The sequence below is a fragment of the bacterium genome (assembly GCA_009926305.1).
In the GTDB taxonomy this organism is placed as follows: domain Bacteria; phylum Bdellovibrionota_C; class UBA2361; order UBA2361; family RFPC01; genus RFPC01.
The window spans coordinates 1-17715 of the sequence record RFPC01000051.1; the positions used below are offsets into that span (position 1 = coordinate 1).

The following is a 17715-nucleotide window of genomic DNA, read 5'->3' on the forward strand; positions in this document are numbered from 1 at the left end:
CTACTTTTATTCAGAGTCTACATCATCCCCTCACCGCCCTAATCACACCCCTGCACTTCTCTTAGCTTCCCTCTACGAATTTCTCCCATTTCACTATCTTAGAAACTTGTAAATATACTATTTCGCTCAAGTTCTCTGCTAAAAATCCGACTTCACCCATACGGGATAAAACTCTAGGCGGTTTAATGGAGTTCTCATGCAGTTCGATTCTCCGAGGAGATATTTCAAGTTCATTGCAGTCTTGTTAACGAAAACATCCCTGCTTGGCGTATTCTTATCCGCATCCACCATCCTACCCCCCAATACTGCCTCCAGCCAGACGAACGAATCGACCGTTCTTCATGAATTTTTCGGCGACGCCACGCAACAATACTTAGGCGTTTCGGTAAGCTTTGTCGGTGATGTAGATGGGGATGGATATGATGACATGATCATCGGCGCACACTATGCAGATACCGACAACGGTCCTGACACTGGAAAAGCCGATGTAATCTCAGGCTCTGATGGCTCTATCTTATTTACCTTTATGGGAGATAGCACGAACTCACAGTTTGGCTTCGCTGTGGCAGGCCCAGGCGACCTCAATGGTGACGGCACTCCCGATTTTCTCGTCAGTGCCCCAGAGGTGTCTGCTGGAATTGTAAAAGTCTTCTCAGGCTCAGATGGTTCTCTACTTGCGACATTAGCGGGTGACAACTTTAGCGACAAGTTTGGATACAGTCTCGCCGCAGCCGGAGATGTTAATGGAGACGGCACTCCTGACTGGATTGCAGGAGCAATAGGTGATGATGATAATGGCTCTCTTTCAGGAAGTGCCAGGGTATTTTCAGGGATAGATAACTCTACGCTTTATACCTTTTACGGGGATAGCACTCTTGATCAATTCGGCTACTCGGTAGATGGTGCGGGCGATGTGAATAGTGACGGCTTTGCAGATGTAATCGTGGGGGCCTATGGTGATGACGATAACGGCTCACAGTCAGGAAGCGCAAGAGTCCTCTCAGGTTCAGACGGCTCAACTCTTCACACCTTCCTTGGTGACGCTACAAATGACTATCTTGGAACAAGCGTAGCTGGTGTGGGGGATATTAACGGTGATGGACACGCAGATATTGCCGCTGGTGCCTATGGTGATGATAACGGATATACCGACTCAGGAAGTGTGCAAGTTTACTCTGGGATTGATGGAACCGTTTTATTTACTTTTAACGGAGAGGATAGCTATAAAAATTTCGGCAAAGTAGTAACAAGTGCTGGAGATATCAACGAGGATGGCATACCCGATATTATGGTAGGTGGGGAGTTTCACTTCACCGCAATAAAGCGGGTTAGAGTCTTGTCTGGAGCAGATGGAGCCACTCTTTATGCTTTTACAGCAGACTTAATATCAGAGTTCGGCAATACACTTGCAGGTGAAGGTGATGTAAATGCTGACGGCTTACCTGATTTCATGGTAGGGGCTTGGCGTGATGGAACGACAGATACAGATGCGGGAAGAGCTATTGTTTATGCAGATGAGTGCCCCAGCGATAATGATAAGGGATTAGCAGGACAGTGTGGTTGCGGAATAGCTGATACTGACACAGATAGTGATGGCACCGCAGACTGCATCGATGCGTGCGCAGCGGATCCTCTAAAAATCATAAGTGGAGTATGTGGCTGCGGAACACCCGATAGTGATTCTGACGGCGATGGAACTCCGGATTGTAACGACCTCTGTAGTGCTGACCCAGAGAAAACCGCTCCTGGTACTTGCGGATGTGGCGTAGCTGATACTGACGCTGATGGCGATGGAACTCCGGATTGTAACGACCTCTGTAGTGCTGACCCGCTAAAGACGGAGGCAGGTTTTTGTGGATGCGGCGCTGTAGACGAGGATGCGAACAGCAACGGAATTATAGACTGCTTCGAAAACCCATCAGATCCAGACGTCTCGGTAGATTCTCCCAACACAAGCCAAGAGCTCCTCTCCCTCGTAGATATTTCAAAACTACTAGCTGAAAAGCTGGTGAAAATTGAACGGCGCTATCGCAACGGCAAGAAAAGAAAGTTGCCACTAAGAAGGAAACTCGCTGGTGGCTTGGATACGATACACTTAGCGGTAAAAGATGCAAGGAACGACACTCTCTCACTCTCTGTTGATTGCAATACGGTCTTATCTCGCGTCGAGACTAAAACAGACCGATTAAAGAGACGAAATGGAAAAGTATCTTTCCGATTCTTAAAAAGATATAGACGCAGCGTTGCAAAAGCCCGAACCATATGTGGCTCAACGTAAGCTTCCTTACTACGGATACAGCGCTACCAAATTCTCCTCAGGGAAATATTGTAATAGATAAACCAGAAAGCCCGGCTAGCTATACTCTCATTATGCTACTGCGCATCAAGCAAAGTAATCGCTTCGCGTACCCTCTCTACCACTCGCTCTTTGCCAAGAACTTCCAATGATTCCGCAAGTGGAGGAGTCGCTTTCTTTCCAAGCACCGCTATTCGAACGGTAATAAATACCTGCCCAGACTTCACCTCTTGTTTAGATGCAACCTCTTCAAAGACTCTATTAATCGATTCAAGGGTAAAGTCTGAGAGCGCGGAAAGCGCTTCCTTACATTCACGTAATATTGTAGTCGCAAGAGTTGCATTCATCTTCTTTGATAGCATCTGATCCATCTCGCGCTCAAAGTGCTCATCACGCAGAAACCGCAGCATGTCCGGCACTTCTGCCAGTGTCCGCACTCGCTCCTTCACCAACGCTACAAGTGGCCCCAACTCCTCTTGCGTAAACGAAAGTCCTGCCGCCTTGATAAAAGGAACGCTCTTGGCAAAAAACTCATCATCAGAAAGCTTTCGGATATAAACACCATTCATCCATCCGAGCTTGACGTACTCGAATACCCCCGAGGATGCATTCACATGGTCAAGCGAAAACTTCTCAATAAGATCTTGCCGAGTGAACACCTCTTGTTCGTCACCTTCTCCTGGAGACCAGCCAATTCGAACGATGAAATTCAAGAGTGCTTCTGGCAAGTACCCTTCATCACGAAAAGCCATCCAAGATGTCGAACCATGCCGCTTGGAGAGCTTTTTCCCATCTGAACCCAAAACTACGGGGAGATGACAAAAGATAGGGGGCTCCCAACCAAGTGCCTCATAAACGAGAAGATGTAACGGCGCTGAGGGAATCCACTCCTCTCCTCTCATAGCATGAGTAATCTTCATGTCATGGTCATCGACAACAACCGCCAAGTGGTAGGTCGGGAAACCACCACTTTTCATTAATACTGGATCACGAAGCGGGATCTTTTCCCACTCAATTCGCCCCCGAATCCCATCATGCATTACAACCTTTGGATTGTGAGGCATCTTGAATCGAATGACGTGTGGAACATCTTTCGATACCTCGCGGGTTCGACAATATCCAGAATATCCTGGCACTTCTCTTCGAGCCTTCTGTTCATTCCGCTCGCGTTCAAGCATCTCTGGAGTACAATCACACCGGAATGCATGTCCCGAGGCGACAAGCTGCTCTGCAACTTCTTGATAGCGAGCAAGACGGAGACTCTGCACGTATGGTCCGTATGGCCCTCCCTCTGGCTTTCCATCTCCAGGAGCAAAAGAGGGGGTAGTGCCATCAATGATCTCTATCTGTTCAGTCGTCGGACCCTCATCGATATCAATCCCAAGCCACTGGAAACCATCAAGGATCGCTTGCACCGCTCCCTCAACCTTCCGCTCTTGGTCCGTATCCTCTATACGGAGCACGAACTGACCGCCATGATGCCTTGCAAGAAGCCATGCGTATACTGCACTACGAAAGCCTCCAATATGAATCATACCAGTAGGACTCGGCGCAAAACGTGTTCGAACTTCTGTCATTTCTCTCTCCTAAAACTCTGCTGTAGAGTATCGCTCAGTGAAAGTCGAAGCAAGGCTCAAGTCCATACTCTGTTACGAAGCCACGCCGTCCTCAACAAGCTTTCGAAAATCAGATTCTGCAAGAATAATAACTCCGAGCTTTTTAGCCTTCTCAAGCTTTGAGCCAGCAGCCTCACCAGCTACAAGATAGTCAGTCTTTCCACTGACAGAGGAAGATACCTTTCCTCCGAGGGCTTCGATCTCACTCTTTACAAGATCTCGACTCACCGACAGAGTGCCAGTGATCACAAATGTCTTCCCAAAAAACTGAGATTCTTCAGAAACGACTTTCTCGCGCTCAAAAACAAAACCACTCGCCAGCAACCGATCGAGCAAGGCCGCCTCCTCTTCACTCGCTAAGAAATCCAAGACGGATCTCGCTATCTCTGGACCAACCTCTGGCAAAGCAAGAAGCTCCTCTTCGGTCAAAGAACGCAGCTGCTCAATGCCACTGGTTGCCTGCCCAATAATTTTTGCCGTCCGCTCTCCTACATGACGAATCCCAAGTGCAAACAAGAATTTTGAGAACGAGGTGCTTTTCGATCGCTCAAGAGCCGCTATCAGATTTTCAGCTGACTTCTGTCCCATTCGAGGAAGCGACGCTATTCTCTCAACAGTCAACGTATACAGATCTGCTATATCTTTCACGAGACCAGCATCCACAAGAAGATGCACCATTTTCTCGCCCAGCCCCTCAATGTCGAGAGCGTTTCTACTTCCGAAATGAATAATTCTTTGCACTGATTTTGCAGGGCACATCGAATTCGGGCACCGGATAACGGCTTCACCCTCTGGTCGAACCACGGCTGTTCCACACACCGGACACTCTGTTGGGAAATAAAATTCTCGCTCTTCTCCAGTTCGCTTCCCTGGAATAAATGTAACGACTGCTGGGATCACATCCCCCTGACGCCGCACCACGACTGTATCCCCGATCAGAATCCCCTTTCTCCTGATTTCATCTTCGTTATGAAGTGTCGCTCGCGAGACGACGACTCCTCCAACTCGTACGGGCTCAAGCTCTGCAACTGGAGTCAGTGCACCGGTTCGACCCACCTGAATGTGAATATCCTTGAGAAGCGTATTCTCTTCTACTGGTGGAAACTTTACAGCTATTGCCCAGCGCGGAGAGCGCTCCTTCGCGCCAAGCAGTCGTTGTAAGGAAAGTTCATTCACCTTCACAACAAGCCCATCTACTTCAAACGGAAGTGTCTCTCGACTTGCGATTGCTTTGCGATACATCTCCTGCAACGATGCTGCATCCTCACACTTCGAAAAGAGTGGCGATACCTTAAACCCAAACTCACTCAAAAGACGTATCAACTCGTAGTGACTCTCTGGAAGCGCTGCTCTCTCCTGCCCCATTAAAGCATACGCAAAAAAACTCAAAGGACGCTTGGCTGTCACCCGCGAATCTAATTGCCTTAAACTTCCTGATGCCGCATTCCTGGGATTGGCGAATGGAGGTTCACCTTCTGCTACCCGTCGTTCATTCAAGGCAAGAAAGTCATCAATCTGAAACAAGACCTCTCCTCGAACCTCAAGAATTCCTCCTGGGACCTTATCGCCTACAAGCGAAAGCGGTATAGCTCGAATCGTTCGTAAATTCTCGGTAATATCCTCTCCGACTTCTCCATCCCCACGAGTAAGCCCCTGTATGAACACTCCATCCTCATACGTCAGAGAAACAGCGACTCCGTCAAATTTATACTCTGCCGTCCACGTACAATTCTCGCTCTCATCCGCTTTTGCGAGAAATCGGTCCGTCCTTTCAAGAAATGCGGACAACTCATCCTCATCCATAGCATTATCTAAAGAGAGCATCGGCTCACGGTGCGGAACCGAGTGAAAAGCCTCCAGTGGAGGAGCACCCACTCGGTATGTTGGCGAATCAGGCCTTCGAAGTTCAGGAGATTCAGCTTCAAGCGACTCTAACTCTCGCATCATCCGATCATATTCAGCATCACTGACTTCTGGAGATTGCTTTCTATAATAAAGATCTGAGTGCCTCTGAAGCTCTCTCGTTAGCCAATCAACGCGTGACTTCCTGTCTTCTTCTTTTGACATTACACACTCTTCTCTTCGGGGGAGGCTTTTCGATTATCGGTATTGGCTTTTAGCAACCTACCGACCTCCTCTTCAAAGCGGCCCATAACGGCTTGCCAATTATATTGAGTCTTCACATACCGCTTTCCCGAATCACCAAGCTCTGCTTGCAGAGCACTATCTTCAGCTAGAGTTTTTAGGGCTCCCGCAAGATCAAGGGTATCCCTAAAGTACAACCCTCCCCCTGAACGAAGGACGTGATCCTTCGTTACCGCACACGCATCACTTACCAAAACTGGCGTTCCGGCAAGCCATGCCTCCATCATTACAATACAAAATGACTCATTCACTGACGGTTGAATCAGCGCTAGTGCGTCCCGCAACAAGAGATACTTCTCTTCCTCACTCACTCTCCCAACAGGTAGAATATCGGTTCGTTCACTGTATTGCGGACGCTCAAGATCAGAAAATGCTCCGCCTCCTGCAATTACGAGTCGAAGTTCTTTTGGAATAAGCCCCTGTTCTTTCCCTTCGACAAAGTGATCAAGCAGGATATGCGCGTTCTTCCCCGTTTCCATTCTTCCGAGATAGAGAACATAAGAAGTGGTGTCATCCTTAAAAAATTGCTGATGCTCGACGGAGTTGTCGCGATTTAATGGAGCGGTATCCTCAAATCCCATTCCAACGACACCACCCCGTAGGTGCTTTCCGTATAAAGCTCTCGCTAACTCGGCCTCAGGCTCTGCATTAAAAAGACAGCCTCTGACCTGCCGAAACATACTGCTCACTATCTCGAGATAAGCATTCGCCTCATCGTGTAAACACGGAATAAGGATCGAACGCTCTGGTGAAAGAAGAGCACCCCAAAAAGTCGTACCAAAAAGGTAGGGCGCAAAGAATAGTGCGTCAAAATCTTGGTGATGCTCGCTGATGTGCTCATAAAGACTCGTTGAATTCACACTCTCTTTCATCCACGTGAACTGTTCATCGACTGACAGATTTACTCCTTGGGCGAGTCGAATCTGAAGGGGAATCCACTGCTCGAGATCGCGCTCATCAACACTGAACCGTCGAATTGGAATACCTGCGTAATCTTCAATTCCTTCTGGAAAATCATTCTCCCAACTTCTGTTATCTCGAGCGCACGTCGTCCAGATTTCTACTGTGGACCCACCCTCATAAGCTTTTCGAGCAAGCTCTCCACACAGGGTCTCGGCTCCTCCGACGACTCCCGGATAGTAACGAGGTAGAATGAATGCAAATCGCTTACCAACCAAACTCATTACAGACCTTTTGAAACTCACTTTCGAATGGAGCCTGGAGAGTTGGCTCAGCATGTAACATCTCAGAGACTTCTTTCATCAGATCCTCTGATGCACTCTTCTCAAACGCATTCCAGGCGGAACATGCATTTTGATATTCCCCTGAACCTATCGTTGATTTTAGCAACGAGACAAGTTGTGTCGCTATTGCCCCCTCATGATACATTTCGCGCGCATACTCCTGCCCGCGAACTGCATTGTGCGGCGCATCTCCTGAGGAAATAGCCGTCAGCACCTGAGCTATTTGCTTGGGTTCTTCCACCCCTGGCTCTATCTGGTAAACGAGTTCAGCAGGCAGTTCTTCACTCGCCCCAAAGCGCGTGACAATTGTTGGCACACCTCTCGCTAAGCTCATTCCAACATAAGGCTGCACATGGCCAAACACAGAAAATCGAGGATGAATGGCCACATCACTCTTTTCAAGCACCGCAGCCCATACCGTTGGAGATAGCTCACTTTCGAGCGTCACGGCTCCCTCTCTCAGATCAAACTCTTCAAGTAGCGCTTCGGCGCGAGATTTTTCGTCTGGAGACACAACCCAATGTACTTCGAAGTCAAGCGCTGGTTGAACCACCCGAAGTGCTTGCAAGACTTGATGGCTTCTCTGTTCAATTCTTGCACCTGAGTGGAGCGCAATCCGTAGCCTTTTACCGACCTCATCATCTCTCGGTGCCGCCGAAAAGAGCTCATCGCGGACAGGCAATGGCAAAAAGTACGCTGGAGATTTTTCAGAGCAGAAAGGAGCCGCAAGTGAGCCTCCGATCGCGCGTCGATATTCAAGTGCATCGCGTTCGACAGAAAACAGTGGCAGGAGACAAAACGTTGCCTCGCGCGCAGCTATAGGCGCTACTTGCTCAAACTCACCACCTCGCTCGGCCCAAGAAGCACTGCCGTTGAGAAACCGTTCCTTCGTTACCTGCCATGCACTATTCAGGATTGGTTCAGGGCCATGCGAAGCAAAGTAGAGATCATGGAACCACGTAATACCTGGCATCAGAGTGCACGCAATACGCGCCCACTGACTCTCGGGGTGGTCTTCCACTTGATATAAGCAGATATCGTATGGATGCTGAGCATGCCGCTCCCGTAAACGTTGATAGGGGAACACCGGAAGGTCAAGGCACGTACCAGCTTCGCCACGATGAAAAAGCTCGATGGAGATATCATCCCACTTCATCAGATGGGGAATCAGTACGCCTGTGGTGTATGCCGCAAGAGAGTCCGTAGCTTTTCTGCGGGATGCAGATGCAGACCGAACATTCTCTGGCAAGTTGCTGATCCAAGCAATTCTCATGAGGAGCTCGCTGCCTTCTTTAAGGTTGATGCGCTACCTTCTTGCAGCGGACTGAGTAATCCATCAACAATGCTGTCCCATCCAGACTGCTCTACTCCAAGCTCAGTAAGTCTCTCTCGTCCAGCCATGCCCAAACGGTCTGCTAGCCCATCTTCTTCAACAAGCCTATTAACAGCTAGTCCTATCTTTTCACTTGTCGGCTCCACAATCAGCCCATTTTCTTCGTGCGCAACAAACTCGAGCACTCCCCCACTATCAGTCGCAGTGATGACTGGCTTTGAGCTCGCCATTGCCTCTAAGGTCACATAACCATAGTCCTCATCGTGAGGAGCATAGTAAACCCCGAGTGAGCGTGCATAGAGAGAGAGCAGCTCTTCATCTGAGACTCTTCCCACAAATTCGACTCTATCCCACAGGTGATGCTTATCGATTTCGTTATGTAAGTAATCGAGAACGCCTGGCTCATCAGCCTTTCCCACAATCTTTAACTTGACGAACGAATGAATGAACGGAAGTGCTTTAAGCATCAGATCCACTCGCTTGATGGAGCAGATTCTTCCAACTGAGAGAATATATGGCTCGGAAGTATCAGAGTAATAACGGCCAGCCAGAGAAAGTGGCGGATATAGCACATCTCCTTTTACTCCGTTAAAAGCCTCTAGTCGATGAATAACGTTCCGTGAGATTCCAGCCACGTACTGGGCTTCACTCAACACGACTTTATCCCCCTCAACTAACTTCGCTCGCAACTGTTCGTCGCGCGGATCATCCGAAAAATCTGAATATCTTCCCCCATAAAGGTCATAGATAGCCCTATGCTGATGGACTAGCCACACACTTTTTTTCGGGTGCTTGGCGTAGTAACTCGGAAATTTTGTAGCTATCACCAGGTCTACCTTCTCACCCCCGAACTCTGTAAGGTCAAGACTTCTCCACTGCGCCGCTTCTATCAGATAACGCTCCTTGGGCTGTACCGTGAGTGGAAGCTCTACCGTGTCAACAAGATGTCCCCGAGATGACAATTCACCATGCAACGAAGCCAGCAACACTTCCTGACCACCAGTAGTGAACGGAACCTTTACTCCAAGCAGAAGGATATTCGCCATGCATTACTCCTTGATCGCAACTACTGCGAAGTCTTGATGTCCGTAAAGAAGATGATTCAACCGATCAATGTTCGAATTCATTTTATCCAGCATGAACTGCCAACGAGGAGTCATATAGTCTTCTCTTTCGACTTTCTTCAGAAGTGCTTCTTCAGGAACTGGAGAGAGGTAGCGTATTTCCGCCTGTGCAAATCCAGAGCGAGTGCAGATATATCGCAATGTATCTGGATGCTGCGGAAATACATGGGTAGGATCACGAAAATAATTTGATGAAAGAGCTAGCACCGATTGTGGATTAATTGTCTCCAATACAAGCTTTCCGCCGCTGGCCAACTTCTCATGAGCCAACTCGACTAACCGCTGCACCACCCTCGGTGTTAAATGCTCAACGACTTGAATAGCGATAATACCACCAAGCGTTTCAGGAGCAGCCTCTTCGAGCGCCCGAAGTCCATCTTGCAACCGCACTGAGAGTCCTGCCTCTTGAGCAACCGAGATCATTCCCTCATCAAGATCTACCCCATAAGCAGGAATATCCGCATCACGTAACAAAGAGAGGAGCTCTCCTCGTCCACACCCAATATCGAGAACATTGCCGGGTGAACCCTGAAATACCGCTACGTACTGCGCAAGTCGCTCTGCGATGTCCGACTCACTTCCGCGAAAACGATTTTCAAGCAGGAGGTAGTCGACTCCCGAACTACTGGATTCACCTCTTTCAGCGCCATTTACTGAAGCAGAAAGAGGAATCTCGGCTGCATGATGCGGCTTTGACATCCTCGAAACGATACTCTCAAGTCCATCCACTACCTTTGAAACGGTACTCACTGACGCACCTTGAGTTGCCACCTCAGCACGGAGTGAAGCTACTTGCTGAGCCAAAGTTGAAAGTTCACTCTGAAGAGCATCATGCAAACGACGCTCTGAAGAGCGATGTTCTGCAACAAACTCATCTTGCAACCGCTCAGCGCGATCAACCGCTCTCGTTACATCCACATCAACCTTATGAACGAGCTCCCAAAAATTGGAAGCATCACGCTCATCGACGTACTTTGCTTGATTATTGAGAAGACGAACCAACCGAGCTTGAAACTCTTTTTCCCTGTCAAAATATCCTTTAAGAATCCCGTCAACGATAAGCGAAGCGAGCTTTCTCTTTAACCGAACAACAACTTTTCCTATTGCACCTTTTCGATGAGACACGATGTCGTCTACAACACTGTTCGCCGCATAGTGGTAGTGCTCATTCAGGTAACGAAGCTCTTCTGAATGAAGGATCTCTCCTGCCTTCCTTTTTCCATGAAAATCTCCTCGGTACGCTTGGTAAGAGAGTCGTTCATCCTGAGCTTGCTCGATCTCTCCCTGGGTTCGCTCGCGAATCTGGTCCATAAGGGATTTGACCCTTTTGGCGGCTCCATTTCGGCTGGCACCAATCTCTATGCGAGGCGCCGCAGATGGATCCGATTCTGAATTACGGTGTTCTAATGGTTCTACTGTATTCTCTTCTCTCAAGTGGCATTCTCCGCTTAAAGGTGCCTCACCATACCAGAGTGGAGCGCATCATGAAATTTCTTAAGGAATTGCGCTCTCTCCTTATCACAAAATCAGAAACTTGCTGGTCCCTAAATAATATGAATTGTGATTTATTTTAACTATTTACCAGCCGATTTCTACCCCTAGCGGCAGGTTCTTGGAGATTTTAGTTCGAATCAGTCCTATGACAAAAGAACGGCCAGTTCCCCCTCCCCTCCTCATGACCGTGCGCGAGACCGCGCTTGTTTTGCAAATTGATCGCCCGAAGGTCTACGAGCTTATTCGAGAGGGTGAAATCGAGGGGGTTAAAATCGGTGCCGACTGGCGAATCAAACGTGATTCGGTCGAAAGATTAACAGGGCCGATACCCGAACAGTTCTTTCTAGAGCCTTCCAGTGATAACGAAGGGTGAGTGAGCAGAATAGTTCAGAAACAGAGGCATGCGAGGGGTGGTGATTCAAGCCCTCTTTCGCTATGCTCCTACCGTGTCAACGGTTAAGAAAAACAAAAAGCTTTCATCTGCGCAGCAACGTTCTTCTCGCTACTTCTTTTGTTTGGCTAGCGTGGTGACGCTTATCTCTCTTGTGGGATGCTTCCATCAAGATGAACTTATTTCTCCTGAACCGTCATTTCCAGTTTATACCCCTCGAGGGCGAACCCTCGTAAAAGGAATCGCTGCTTGTGGTCAGTGCCATGGCAGTGAGCCGAGCCCGCGAAGCATGCTGACAGGAGGAAGACACGTCGATGACGTATATGGAGGTGTGACTGTCCCCAACCTCACTCGAGCCGAGATTAAAGACTGGAAGCCCGTTGACGTCGTGAATGCAATCCGAAGAAGTATTCGACCAGATGGTGGGAAGTTGGCAGCCCAGCATCACCTCGGCTATGAATGGATGGCGGATGAGGATGCATATGCGGTGGCAACCTACATACAGTCATTACCAACCATTAATATTGAACACTCCGCGAGAGAGCTCTCAACGCTATCGCGTTATACGAGCGGAATCACCGAAGAACGTCCGATTGTCATGGGCTTTGTGCCGAGCATACCGCGTCGTGAAGAAGCCGCCTACGGGAAATACCTGATTGATAACGTGGCTCGCTGCACTGCGTGTCATAATACTCCAGGCACTACTTTTTCTGAGGAGCGATACCTCGGCGGAGGGCGTGAGATCATAGCTCCCGATGGGAGCTCCGCGCTTGCTCCGAATATAACGAACTCAAAGACCCTAGGAATTGGTGAATGGTCCCGAGAAGAAATTTATCGCTATCTCATATCGGGCACTCCCAAGGGCACAAGCTTTCGGCAATCGACCGTTTGCCCAACTGACTTTTACAGCAGCGCTTCGCTGGAAGATCTCAGGGCGATTGCTCACGCTCTTACCACCACAGATAGTGACTCATAATTATTTAGTATGAAAACGTCGCATCATAGAAAAGTACTTGGCATTGAAACAAGTTGTGACGAGACGGGCGTATCTCTTATTTATGCCAGCGAACAGGACTCCTCCGTTACCATAGCCAAAGAACTCATTCACTCACAAATTAGTCTTCATGCGGAATATGGCGGGGTTGTCCCAGAGCTTGCGGCTCGAGAGCACCTAAAGAACTTGCCGCTCCTCACCGACACCGTACTGTCTCAAGAAGGGCTGAGAGCAGAAGAGATTGATCTGATTGCTGTTACTGTCGGCCCTGGATTAAAGGGCTGCTTACTGAATGGTATGCTCTTTGCGAGTGGGCTAGCTGCATCTCACGATATCCCCCTATATGGAGTAAATCATATTGAGGCTCATGTGCTTTCAGTATTCATTGAAAACCCGCACCTCGATTTTCCATTCCTGACACTGGTTGTCTCTGGTGGCCATACCGAGCTTCATCTTGTGACTGCAGTTGGAGAGTACACACTTCTGGCGAGAACGATTGATGATGCAGCAGGAGAAGCCTTCGACAAATCCGCAAAACTTCTGGGCTTAGCTTATCCTGGTGGCCCTGCTCTCTCGAAACATGCTGACTCCTTTTCAGAGCTCCCATCATTCAGTGGTAGCTCACGTTTCACATTGCCGCGAGTTATGTTGAAACAGCCAGGATTCAGCTTTTCTGGTCTTAAAACTGCAATCTCTCTTCTGATTTCATCCGAAACAACAGACGATACTGCTATCGACAACGCACTCCTCACTGAGCTTGCTTGGACGATTCAAGAAAGTATTGTTGAGCTTCTCGTTCGGAAGGTACGAAAGGCAGTCCAAGAAACTCGGTGCAAAACACTCGTGGTATGCGGCGGCGTATCTGCAAACCGCAGACTACGTGAAGCACTGTCCTCGGAAAAACTTCTCTCCTGCCATTTTCCGGCGACACGTCACTGTGTTGATAACGGCACGATGATAGCGCTCACAGCTCACCTACGACGTAATGCCGGACTTCCGCCTGCCCCTTTTGAAGCAATGCCACGATGGCCAATCGAGACACATAAACTTGAGGAGCGAGTATAAATGGAGTCAAGAGGAGATTCGCCAGAGAGTTTATTACGAGCACTTTCCGTTACGCCCGATAAAGCTTTTGGTCAAAATTTTATTCTAGAACCGGCGGTTATTGATGAGATTATTCGTTTTGCCAAGCCGAGCTCAGAAGATACGCTCGTTGAAATTGGTCCTGGACTTGGCGCTCTCACGAAAGAGCTGCTTTCTTTTGGACAAGTCACCGCGATAGAAATTGAGGAAGCCTTCTGTAGGTATCTTACTGACACATATCAGGGTCTTCGCGTTATCCATGAGGATGTACGAGGGTTTAATATTGCTAGCTTGGGACAGAACTTGGTTGTCTTTGGCAATATCCCTTACTCCTTTTCAAGTGAAATCCTCTTTTATCTTCTCGATAATTGTTATGAGAATTCTAGACGCGTAGTCAAAAGAGCGGTTCTCCTCGTTCAAAGAGAATTTGCTGAGCGAGTAGCGAGCAACCCTGGCCCAAAAAGTTATGGAATACCCTCTATCCGAACCTCAATAGTAGCGAATGCCCGACTTGGACCAATTTTCCCAGGAAACATTTTCTATCCTACAGCGAGTGTTGAATCACAAGTGCTTGAACTCCGTTTTCTTGAGAAGCCACGCTATGAGATCAGTGATATGATTCACTTCCGACACGTATTAGCAATTGCCTTCGGTTCTCGAAGAAGAAAGATTTTAAACTCACTGCTCTCAAGCAATCAGTTCGATAGCGATCAACTGCGTGCCACGCTTGAACTCTTGAAAATTTCTCCCGAGAGTAGAGTTGAAAGTATCACCCCAGAACAATTCGTCTTACTGTCAAACCACCTTTATTCCGGGCACAATCACTAGCGCTCAGTCCTGTCTTGGCTACTGAGATCTCCGCGCATCATAGACTACGAATTTTTCCGATTTTATAGAGTTTCAACAAGCGTATCACAACTTCAGACCTTTTCTCCCATAACACTTCTTGAAAGGGAGTGGGGCAAGGAATGGAGCTATCCAAGATGAAACACCTTAACCTCTTTTTCTTTCCATTTATTCTCTTAACGACTCTAATCATATCACTTCCAAAGAGCGGCAAAGCACAGTCTTCGAGTCCTGATGATTTCAAACTATGGGTTGAAGCCTACGTTCACGTTCAGACGAAGATACATCTTAATAATATCTCCTTCATCATGGAGTCTGGATTATCCGAGAGGCAGGCTGAAGAAGATGCCTGTGAGATCTTAAAGGCTGTGATTGACATACGTGAGCATGACGACGAGATTGGAGCAGAGCCATGGCGACGGTCTCGGGCCCAAACTGTCGCTATGAAAGTTGTTTACTCCATATTCTGTGAGCCGACGGAGAAAGCTCAGAGGCTCCTGCGCAATAAAGAGGTTACCGCTTCGCTTCATGAAATACGACACGAAGAAGTTTTCTTCCGCGCCTTTTGGTATTTATGAGCCCCCCCGGTAATCAGGTACCACCATCTTTTTTTCATTAGGTGGTAAGAACAGCGTTGAGAATTCTTCCGAGTGCTCGCCTTTAAGGATTTTTCTGATCTCTAGAGGCCTCTTGTCGGCACGAAAAGTATATTCTTTTGAAAACTCGGCATTTATCAATGTATCAAATTCAGCGACCTTTAAGTTCGTATTTGATATCGTGCCCGATGCAGCAGTACGGTACGGCAAACGCATAGAGAGCGCTCTTATTTGTTACCTATTTTTGCATAGAAAGCCTCATGAAGAGTCTCCTTATGCATTTGAATAAAGCGTCGAATCTTCCTTTTATCTTTGCCAGTTACTTTACTTGGTTCTCGAATACTTGCCTTGTGAATAAAGTGGCTGACGAGAAGGTAGAGGGCCTCTTGAGGTAAGATCCTCCGGAGCGCGGTAAAGCCTTCTGGAATACTCGGTGCGGAATGCTGGCGTACGCAACGACACTTATATGGCAAACTACTACTTCACGACGAGCTCTCGAACCTCGTGCCGACGGTGAGAGTCATCATCAAGAACCTGCTTTTTTACTGTTGCAAAAGAAATCTTGGCTAAGTCTATTTTTCTCACCTGTCGATTGAACATCGTGTGATAGTAGTAGGTCTTGTTGGTAAGATCTGCAACGGAGGTTATCTGCGTCGCACTCTCAATATCGTTTGGTATCTTATCGCGTGGCGCGTTTACTCCGAGTGGAATATTGAAGCTGTCAAGAATCCGAAAGGCCTCAAAGACAGCATCTTCTGCATTCTGCAAGGGACGAACTGACGCTGTAAAGGCAGCCGCACGGATGAATCGAGAGGGGGGGGTAAAATCTCCAGGTAGTCCGAGCATTCCAGAGCCAGCACCGAATGGATGAAGGTCCATATTCTCAATTTCTCGTGGGTTGTTTGGTGATGTCTCAAGGTGAAGGTAGTTCCGTACGTTCAAGAGATGCCAGTCATAAGTAGGGGCATTTGTAATAACACCGAGGAACGCAGGGAATATCTGTAGCTGTCCGCCCTTGGTGAACTCTATCACGATGCTCTCTCCTGAAGGATCGCTTACCTTCCAGTGGAACGGTAATGGAGCTCCTCCAAAACGTGGATCTTCAACGTGAACGACATCGACAGAACGAATATTCCGTTTTACCTCTGCAACGGTGCTAAACGAAGACAGCATCCATTGCATGAAGTCTCCCACGCTAAGCGAGCGGTGTGCCGCAGAAGATCTGAATGTCTGATACTCAGCAAAGCCGGGAAGGTAGTACATTCCAACGTAGAGCCCCTTCTCGTTCAGGCCATCTGGTCCATAGTCTTGTCCGTACGCAGTCATCGAGACGAAGCCATAACGCCCACTCCACTGCATTCCGGTTGATCCTTCTGGGGTGAGACCAGCATATTGGTGTTTTTGCGGAAATACGGCGATACGGTAGTGCTGGGCGTCACTTAACGACCACTCGACAGTGCGTCCAACGACGTGCGCATTGTCTGGCTTAGAGGTGAGCGATATTCCGGTGCACGCATGTGCGAACGGATGGAGTACGCTGGTGGTGAGCACGAGCGTGAATAGAAAGCGTAGGAGCGGGTGGAAGTGGATGTGACGCATAAAAATCACCTCTTATAAAAGAAACGTTCAATGTGACGCGCTGGAGCTATACCTATGATCGATAGGAAAATCAAACGGGTAGTTGGAAGTATTGATGATCATTGAATGGTAGGGGCTTGATTGATGAGCAATGAAGCTGGATGAGGTCATTTTTTTGAAGAATCATTAGCTGTCGTGCTCTTCAAGCGGAAGTTTTTCCTTTTAGGGCCTGACCTGTGTAGTTTTTCCCGTTGGGCGAAGAGATTTTGACAGATTTGAGATAGAGCTCCCCGTTCGCCTTTTTTGGACCTGGCAAAAGCCGTATCTCGCTAGAGCTGTTCTTTGTTCTATTGAGGGTGAGAATTAGTTGTTAGTAACTATTCTCTAAAATTACCTCTACTCGACGGTTACGAGCTCGACCTGATTCTGTCGCGTTAGAAGCAATTGGGTTACTCTCTCCGTATCCACCCTCAATTACGTACCCACCAAGATTAAAAAAGATGGTGGTACCTGATTACTGGTACCTGATTACTGGAGCTCCACTCCCTTTTTTTGTTATGCACCATTCTGGCACGGAAGAACTTCTCTCTCAAATCGACTCTTACTCTCCTGCGGAGTCTCTCCGGCAGTATCGTAAACCTGCGAATTCCCCCCCCCTCAGGTACCAGCTTCTTTTTTTGTGGGTATCGAACTCCTGAGAGCTTTCTACGGGCGATCAGCTTGTCCGATGGTGTAGAAGCCCTCGGCAGTCATGTTGTTATATCTCGTATCGGCTGAATGCCATCTCCTACATGGCGGCGAACAAACAGTGGCATCGGTGGTGCGTTCTGGGTTCACTGGATCGCGGAATGTGACCTTAGAGAGGTCTCCCTTCTCATCACACCTTACAGCTACTGCCTGCACCGTGTGACCGGTAGTAGTTTTATCATCACGATCACCAATATTGATCAGTGCCGCCCCACCCTTTTTAAGGGC

The 17715-nt window shown here is 48.3% G+C and carries 16 protein-coding genes and 1 pseudogene; 6 read left to right on the forward strand and 11 right to left on the reverse strand.

What is annotated here, in order from left to right; all coding sequences use genetic code 11:
• Positions 1 to 196: 196 nt before the first annotated feature.
• The gene (locus EBR25_08985; protein NBW41123.1) at positions 197 to 2278 is read left to right on the forward strand and encodes a hypothetical protein; all 2082 of its coding nucleotides are present in this window, start codon (positions 197 to 199) and stop codon (positions 2276 to 2278) included.
• A gap of 95 nt (positions 2279 to 2373) precedes the next feature.
• Here the strand turns inward: EBR25_08985 and EBR25_08990 are convergent, their stop codons facing one another.
• From EBR25_08990 to EBR25_09015, 6 genes are all read right to left on the reverse strand, one after another.
• Positions 2374 to 3873, reverse strand: a complete 1500-nt coding sequence (locus EBR25_08990; protein ID NBW41124.1) for a glutamate--tRNA ligase — start codon at positions 3871 to 3873, stop codon at positions 2374 to 2376.
• Between the two features lie 72 nt (positions 3874 to 3945).
• The gene (ligA, locus tag EBR25_08995; GenBank protein ID NBW41125.1) at positions 3946 to 5979 is read right to left on the reverse strand and encodes an NAD-dependent DNA ligase LigA; all 2034 of its coding nucleotides are present in this window, start codon (positions 5977 to 5979) and stop codon (positions 3946 to 3948) included.
• Positions 5979 to 7295: a glycosyltransferase gene (locus EBR25_09000; protein NBW41126.1), complete on the reverse strand. Its 1317-nt coding sequence runs from the start codon at positions 7293 to 7295 to the stop codon at positions 5979 to 5981. The genes ligA and EBR25_09000 overlap by 1 nt, the downstream gene beginning before the upstream one ends.
• On the reverse strand, positions 7225 to 8574 hold the full coding sequence (locus tag EBR25_09005) for a glycosyltransferase family 1 protein (protein NBW41127.1): 1350 nt from the start codon (positions 8572 to 8574) through the stop codon (positions 7225 to 7227). Before EBR25_09005 ends, EBR25_09000 begins: the two co-directional genes overlap by 71 nt.
• Positions 8571 to 9680 (reverse strand): glycosyltransferase, encoded by a 1110-nt coding sequence (locus tag EBR25_09010; protein ID NBW41128.1) that lies wholly within the window; start codon positions 9678 to 9680, stop codon positions 8571 to 8573. The genes EBR25_09005 and EBR25_09010 overlap by 4 nt, the downstream gene beginning before the upstream one ends.
• Positions 9681 to 9683: 3 nt before the next feature.
• Positions 9684 to 11192 (reverse strand): class I SAM-dependent methyltransferase, encoded by a 1509-nt coding sequence (locus EBR25_09015; protein NBW41129.1) that lies wholly within the window; start codon positions 11190 to 11192, stop codon positions 9684 to 9686.
• 205 nt (positions 11193 to 11397) lie between these two features.
• On the opposite strand from EBR25_09015, the gene EBR25_09020 reads away from it, so the two are divergent.
• The 5 genes from EBR25_09020 (at position 11398) to EBR25_09040 (ending at position 15144) form a co-directional block, all read left to right on the forward strand.
• Positions 11398 to 11625, forward strand: coding sequence for a DNA-binding protein (locus tag EBR25_09020; protein NBW41130.1), 228 nt, complete (start codon positions 11398 to 11400; stop codon positions 11623 to 11625).
• A gap of 28 nt (positions 11626 to 11653) precedes the next feature.
• A complete protein-coding gene (locus tag EBR25_09025; GenBank protein ID NBW41131.1) occupies positions 11654 to 12619 on the forward strand; it encodes a hypothetical protein in 966 nt (321 codons plus the stop codon).
• A gap of 9 nt (positions 12620 to 12628) precedes the next feature.
• Positions 12629 to 13702 (forward strand): tRNA (adenosine(37)-N6)-threonylcarbamoyltransferase complex transferase subunit TsaD, encoded by a 1074-nt coding sequence (tsaD, locus tag EBR25_09030; GenBank protein ID NBW41132.1) that lies wholly within the window; start codon positions 12629 to 12631, stop codon positions 13700 to 13702.
• The gene (rsmA, locus tag EBR25_09035) at positions 13703 to 14548 is read left to right on the forward strand and encodes a ribosomal RNA small subunit methyltransferase A (protein ID NBW41133.1); all 846 of its coding nucleotides are present in this window, start codon (positions 13703 to 13705) and stop codon (positions 14546 to 14548) included.
• Positions 14549 to 14688: 140 nt separating this feature from the next.
• Positions 14689 to 15144, forward strand: coding sequence for a hypothetical protein (locus tag EBR25_09040; protein NBW41134.1), 456 nt, complete (start codon positions 14689 to 14691; stop codon positions 15142 to 15144).
• Here EBR25_09040 and EBR25_09045 read toward each other — a convergent pair.
• The 5 genes and pseudogenes from EBR25_09045 to EBR25_09065 form a co-directional block, all read right to left on the reverse strand.
• A complete protein-coding gene (locus EBR25_09045) occupies positions 15139 to 15378 on the reverse strand; it encodes a hypothetical protein (GenBank protein NBW41135.1) in 240 nt (79 codons plus the stop codon). The two genes, EBR25_09040 and EBR25_09045, sit on opposite strands and share 6 nt — an antisense overlap.
• A gap of 11 nt (positions 15379 to 15389) precedes the next feature.
• Complete coding sequence (locus EBR25_09050; protein ID NBW41136.1) at positions 15390 to 15635, reverse strand: hypothetical protein; 246 nt, start codon at positions 15633 to 15635, stop codon at positions 15390 to 15392.
• A gap of 4 nt (positions 15636 to 15639) precedes the next feature.
• Positions 15640 to 16761: a linear amide C-N hydrolase gene (locus EBR25_09055; GenBank protein NBW41137.1), complete on the reverse strand. Its 1122-nt coding sequence runs from the start codon at positions 16759 to 16761 to the stop codon at positions 15640 to 15642.
• Between the two features lie 349 nt (positions 16762 to 17110).
• Positions 17111 to 17206: pseudogene (locus EBR25_09060) on the reverse strand (OmpA family protein).
• Positions 17207 to 17445: 239 nt separating this feature from the next.
• Positions 17446 to 17715, reverse strand: a 270-nt coding sequence (locus EBR25_09065; GenBank protein ID NBW41138.1) for a hypothetical protein, incomplete at its 5' end; no start/stop codon positions are given.

Bases quoted from the DNA above. Each gene is read 5' to 3' on its own strand.
- EBR25_09020 (NBW41130.1), top strand. From the start codon at position 11,398: ATGACAAAAGAACGGCCAGTTCCCCCTCCCCTCCTCATGACCGTGCGC.
- EBR25_09025 (NBW41131.1), top strand. From the start codon at position 11,654: ATGCGAGGGGTGGTGATTCAAGCCCTCTTTCGCTATGCTCCTACCGTG.
- EBR25_08990 (NBW41124.1), bottom strand. From the start codon at position 3,873: ATGACAGAAGTTCGAACACGTTTTGCGCCGAGTCCTACTGGTATGATT.
- EBR25_09055 (NBW41137.1), bottom strand. From the start codon at position 16,761: ATGCGTCACATCCACTTCCACCCGCTCCTACGCTTTCTATTCACGCTC.
- EBR25_09045 (NBW41135.1), bottom strand. From the start codon at position 15,378: ATGCGTTTGCCGTACCGTACTGCTGCATCGGGCACGATATCAAATACG.
- ligA (NBW41125.1), bottom strand. From the start codon at position 5,979: ATGTCAAAAGAAGAAGACAGGAAGTCACGCGTTGATTGGCTAACGAGA.
- EBR25_09000 (NBW41126.1), bottom strand. From the start codon at position 7,295: ATGCTGAGCCAACTCTCCAGGCTCCATTCGAAAGTGAGTTTCAAAAGG.
- EBR25_09005 (NBW41127.1), bottom strand. From the start codon at position 8,574: ATGAGAATTGCTTGGATCAGCAACTTGCCAGAGAATGTTCGGTCTGCA.
- EBR25_09040 (NBW41134.1), top strand. From the start codon at position 14,689: ATGGAGCTATCCAAGATGAAACACCTTAACCTCTTTTTCTTTCCATTT.
- EBR25_08985 (NBW41123.1), top strand. From the start codon at position 197: ATGCAGTTCGATTCTCCGAGGAGATATTTCAAGTTCATTGCAGTCTTG.
- rsmA (NBW41133.1), top strand. From the start codon at position 13,703: ATGGAGTCAAGAGGAGATTCGCCAGAGAGTTTATTACGAGCACTTTCC.
- EBR25_09010 (NBW41128.1), bottom strand. From the start codon at position 9,680: ATGGCGAATATCCTTCTGCTTGGAGTAAAGGTTCCGTTCACTACTGGT.
- tsaD (NBW41132.1), top strand. From the start codon at position 12,629: ATGAAAACGTCGCATCATAGAAAAGTACTTGGCATTGAAACAAGTTGT.